The organism is Flavobacterium cerinum, assembly GCF_004028155.1.
GTDB lineage: Bacteria > Bacteroidota > Bacteroidia > Flavobacteriales > Flavobacteriaceae > Flavobacterium > Flavobacterium cerinum.
Genome location: NZ_SBII01000024.1, coordinates 1 through 5,638, shown reverse-complemented (window position 1 = coordinate 5,638; position 5,638 = coordinate 1). Strand labels below are relative to the sequence as shown.

The 5,638-nt window shown below is 37.9% G+C and carries 3 protein-coding genes; all 3 read left to right on the top strand.

Annotated features, from left to right (window positions below; translation table 11 throughout):
- On the top strand, nucleotides 1-2,443 hold a 2,443-nt coding region (locus tag EPI11_RS19045), incomplete at its 5' end, for a hypothetical protein (RefSeq protein ID WP_164879226.1).
- Between the two features lie 36 nt (nucleotides 2,444-2,479).
- Entirely contained in the window at nucleotides 2,480-3,013 is a 534-nt protein-coding gene (locus EPI11_RS18855) for a DUF4402 domain-containing protein (protein WP_128391543.1), read from the top strand.
- 3 nt (nucleotides 3,014-3,016) lie between these two features.
- A complete protein-coding gene (locus EPI11_RS18850) occupies nucleotides 3,017-5,593 on the top strand; it encodes an MSCRAMM family protein (RefSeq protein ID WP_128391542.1) in 2,577 nt (858 codons plus the stop codon).
- Nucleotides 5,594-5,638: the final 45 nt, after the last annotated feature.

Genomic DNA, 5,638 nt, shown 5'->3' with positions numbered 1-5,638 from the left:
AGATGGAAATCAAACCATATCAGGATCCGGAATTAGCGATTTTCATGAAATAACTGTAAATCAGGGTAGCAGTAATTTAAATACTTTAACAGTAACTACAGCAGGATTTGTAGTGCCAAATGGTTTTTTAATTTTAAGTAACGGTACCTTTAAACTTGATAATGCAAGTTTAAATATAACGCCATTTTTAACGGATATTACCACCAATCATTATTTAATTCCGTCAAGTGCGGGATTGTGGGTAAATGCGGGTACAGTTAATTCAGCTGCGATGAACTGGACAGTTGCCGGATTGGTAAAAGTAACGGGGGGTACCCTGAATATGGGAAATGCTACAGATAATATAGTTGTACCACTAGATCAGTCTCAGTTTTCAGTTACCGGCGGAACATTAAATTTGGCTTCGGCCATAAGTAATCCGGGTGCAGTGTGGAATTTTAATATGCAGGGTGGAACCCTGAATGTAAATACTATAGGCAGCACATCAGGTGGTATTGCTCCTTTTAATATGGATACCGTTACAGATGTTTTCAGCGTAAGTGGGGGAACTATAGTAATTCAGAATTCAGGAGGATCTCCGGGACAGAACTTAGGCTATCAAAATTTAGCGACTAATGGTACCGGTTTTACCGGAGGAACTTTACAAATGGGAAATGCTTCAACTGTTGGAACACAGAGCATGTATATCAATACCACAAACCCACTTTATAATTTAAGGGTAAATAGTACGGGAGTAACTGTTCCCTTATTGAATAATAATCTGATAGTAAAAAATGATGTTACCGTGACTGCCGGTACATTGAACATCAATGATAAACTAATTAAAATTGGAGGTACTATTAGCAGTACCGGTAATTTCATTGCGAGTAGCGGTACGGTTGAAATGAACGGAACGAATCCGCAGACTATAGCGGCAGCCTCTTTTAGCGGAAACCTGATAAAAAACCTGACGATTAGTAATAGTACCGGAGTTGGTCTTGGAGGGCCATTGAGCTTAACAGAAATATTAAAAGTGAATAGCGGTACTTTTGATTCTGCCGGTAATCTTACTTTGGCCTCGACTTTCGATAAGACTGCCTTAATAGATGGAAGCGGCGGGGGGCAGGTTTCGGGTAACGTTACTATGCAGCGTTACCTTATCGCAGGATTTGGGTATAAATATTTTAGTGCTCCGTTTCAAAATGCTCCGGTAAACAGTTTTGCATCCACTGTAGATCTGAATGCCAGTTTTCCTAACTTCTATAATTACATTGAGAATAAGGTAAGCAGCGGATTTACAACGTATACGAATCCTTCCAATTTATTATATCCATTGCAGGGTTATGCTGCCGATTTTGGCCCTTCGCCAGTACAAAAAACAGTGAATATGACTGGTTTGGTGAATAACGGCCCACTATCAACGACCTTATATAATCATAATCAACCCTATACCAAAGGATTTAACCTGGTTGGAAATCCATATCCTTCTCCTGTTAATTGGGATGCCGTAGCCGGTTGGACCAGAACAAACATAGATAATGCCATTTATTTTTTCAATTCAGGATCGGTAAGCCAGTACACAGGAGCGTATAGTACTTATATTAACGGAGTTTCCAGTGATGGAGTTACGGGACCGATTATCGCTTCAATGCAGGGATTCTTTGTACACGTTAGTGATGGAGGGTATCCTGTTACCGGAACCTTTGGAATTAATAATAGTGCACGCACAACCGATCTTTCCCCGGTATTCCATAAATCCACATTCAGAACAGGTGGTAACGACACTCCTAAAATACTGATCAGGCTTAGCGCTAATTTTTCTGATCAGCCACAATCTGCCGATCCTCTGGTTGTTTATACAGCAGGGGAGGCTAGTCCAAATTTTGATGCAGCCTTTGATGCTATAAAGCTGATGAATATAGATGATCAGCTGCCCAATTTATATGCAATAGCAGAAGATAAATCTAAGCTGGTTATTAATGGAATTTCAGATATAGATATCTCTACAGTAGTTCCATTAGGAATAAAAACAGAAAGAGACGGTACTATACATTTTAACCTAAGAGATCTTGAAAACTGGCCATCAGATTTTAAACTGTATTTGAAGGATGCAGAAACAGGTATCTACAAAGATTTACAGGAGAATTCTATTTATAAAGTTAATCTTAAAAAAGGGATTGTTGAAAATCGCTTTTCATTGTGCTGTATCCCATCAGCTGGCAAGAATGATATCTTTATGGTATATGGGTCTGGTGATGAGCGATATGTGAAAATTAAACTGGTAAAAGAGCAGTCCGGTAAATTGGTAATTAGTAATGTTATCGGTCAGGTAGTATCAAGTACATCAATACATGGAAATGGAGAATATAAGTTGGAAGATCTGATGTCAAATTTGGTGTATTTCGTGAGTTTCATCACTCCAACTGGTAATCACACGGTTAAAATATTAGTTACAGACAGGTAAACAACATGAGCTGTGATAAATGCTAAAACAAATAAAATGGAAAAAATAGTAAAGCGCTTTTTCAATGGAAAATTACCTATGGTAATTGTCCTTTTTCTTGCTTTTTTCCAGTATGGATTTTTAGCAAATGCCCAAGGGCCTGAGAATCCACCCAGGCCGGTAATAATATATGTGAACCCGGCCCAGGGTTTAAATTTTGGAGCATTCTATCAGGGCGGTTCGGGAGGTACAGTGACTGTTTATCCAAACGGATCCAGGTCTACAACCGGTAGTGTGATACAAACCAGCCAGGGGTTTTCTTTTTCTGCTGCAATTTTTGAAGTAGATGCCGAACCGGGTACGTTAGTCACAATATTAAATGGCCCTGATGTGACCCTTATGGGAAGTAATGGTGGAACAATGACATTGAGTATTGGTACTGCTGATCCCCCAAGCCCATTTATAACTACAGCAGCTTCGCCTTCCAGAACCATGATCAGGATAGGCGGCACATTAACTATTGGTAATCCATTGGCCAATCCTCCGGGCAATTATAATGGTACATTTTCTGTAACGTTTATCCAACCCTAATTTATGTATTCAGTCAAAACCAGTTTAAATATATGGGTTTTGTGTAAGATCGCTATTATATGGATTGTAATAGTGGGGTTGGGCTATACATGTAAGGCTCAAACTCAACCGGAGTATGAAGAGATCCCGGTATCGTTTAATATTCAAAGAGTAGGCACAACAGAAATGCCGGTTTTGATTAACAATGAAACGGCCTATTTACCTGTTGTAGCTCTTTTTGATTTCCTGAAGATAAATATAACATCAAGAGATCCGGATGCTGTAAGTGGAACATTCATACAGCCCAATTCGGCCTTTTTGTTTGACCTATCCAATAACCGTGTTGTGTATATGGATAAAACCTTTGATCTTAAGGCGAATAGTCTCATTAAAACAGCAGATAATCTTTATTTACGTTCAAATTATTTTGGTGAGATTTTTGGGCTGAACTGCATGTTTAATTTCCGCAGCCTGTCAGTAGTTATCAGTACCGATTTAGAACTACCCGTATTACGTGAAATCAGGCAGGAACAGATGCGTAATAACCTAAGTAAACTGCAGGGTGTTTTTAAAGCAGATGCCTTTGTAGGGCGTAAAAATCCATTGTTTTACTTTGGAACTGCAGATTATGCATTTGTTACCTCAGCAGGAAATAAAGAAACAGAGAGGGATACAAGAGCAAGTTTTGGCGTTGGGGGTATAATTGCCGGAGGAGAAACAAATGTTATCCTGAATTATCGCAGCAATGCTCCGTTCTCAGGCCGTCAACAGTATTATTTGTGGAGATATGTAGATAACGACCTGCGTTTTGCCAGACAATTTTTAGCGGGTAAAATACGAGGGCAGTCAATTTCATCGATTTATGCACCTATAGTTGGGGTACAGGTTACTAATTCACCTACAACGTACAGACGATCATTTGGCACCTATGTTTTAAGTAATTATACAGATCCAAACTGGACGGTTGAGCTTTATGTAAATGGCGTACTAATTAATTATGTGAAAGCAAATTCTGCGGGTTTTTATACTTTTAATGTACCTCTTGTTTATGGAAATACCAATATAAAATTGAGGTTCTATGGCCCGTTTGGCCAGGAACGTTTCTCGGAACAGAATATCAATATCCCCTTTACTTTTATACCCAAAGGTGAATTTGAATACACGGCCGGCGGAGGTGTTGTTGAAGATGGGTTTGATACACAATTTGCCCGATTTAGCGGTAATTATGGGTTAAGCAGAAACATTACCATAGGAGGAGGATTTGAGTATTTGTCTTCTATAACATCAGGAACAAAAATTCCATTTGTCAATACTTCTTTTCGTTTGTTTTCCAATCTACTGATTTCTGCGGAGCATGATTTTGATGTGAGAACAAAAACAACGTTGAGTTATAATTCAGCATCCGGTTTGCAGTTTGAACTACAAAACAACTGGTTTAAGGATGGACAGACAGCGATTAACACTATGTTCCTTGAAGATCATAAGGCGATAGTTTCTTTTCCTATTAGAGGCCGGCTTTTCTCAGCGTTTACCCGTTTTTCATTACAGGAGATAAAGTTATTAAATACCCGTTATACAGCTTCTGAATGGATGATTTCAGGCGTAATTCGAAACTTTAATGCCAGTGTTAATACATTTGCTCTCTTTTTTAAGGATAATGATGCCTACGTGTACAGTAATTTTTCATTAGGTCTAAGGGCTTTTAGAAATCTATTGATAACACAGCAGCTTCAGTACGAATATACCGCTGAAAAAATAATCACGATAAGATCTGAATTAGAAAAAAGGATATTCAGAAATGGATATTTGAATCTTTCTTTTGAAAGAAACTTTATTAGTGATATTGATAATATTGAGTTTGGTCTTCGATATGATTTTTCTTTTGCTCAAACAAGGCTCTCAGTAAGAAAGACTAATGATGTCTATAGAACATTACAGGGAATAAACGGAAGCCTTATACACGATGGAACCTCGGGTATAACAGACTTTAATAATTATACCAGTATTGGAAAAGGAGCTGTTTTACTTATTCCTTATCTCGATATAAACGGGAATAACAGACGCGATAAAGATGAACCCGATGCACCGGGTTTAAAAGTGATGGTAAACGGAGGACGTCTTGAACGCCGCGTAAAAAACAATACTATTCTTATAACAGATCTTGAAGCCTATACAAATTACAATATAGAACTTGATCCTTCGGAGTTTGAGCGTGTGGCGTGGAGGCTTATTAAAAAGAATTATACTGTCGTTATAGAGCCTAACCTTGTAAAAAATATTGAAATCCCTGTATCGGTATTTGGAGAAGTAGGGGGAAGGGTTTTATTATCTGACATTGAAAGTGAAGAGGGTATCGGCGGTATTGAAATTGATATTTATAATGAAAAGGGTAAAAAAATCACCCGGACTACTTCTGAAGCAGATGGGTATTTTTCTTATTTGGGACTTGTACCCGGTAATTATACAGCTAAAATTAATATAGAGAAACTCAAAAAGTTAGGTTTTACAACAGAAACAACCTTATTCAATTTCACTATTTTACCTACTATAGACGGCTCCCTGATTGACAATCTTAAATTTGTCCTGAAATCGGTTAAATAACGATTATAGTTTATTGATCTTTCAATACAATTCCTATAAGATAAG

Coding starts and splice junctions, on each gene's coding strand:
- EPI11_RS18855 (WP_128391543.1), top strand. CDS start 2,480: ATGGAAAAAATAGTAAAGCGCTTTTTCAATGGAAAATTACCTATGGTA.
- EPI11_RS18850 (WP_128391542.1), top strand. CDS start 3,017: ATGTATTCAGTCAAAACCAGTTTAAATATATGGGTTTTGTGTAAGATC.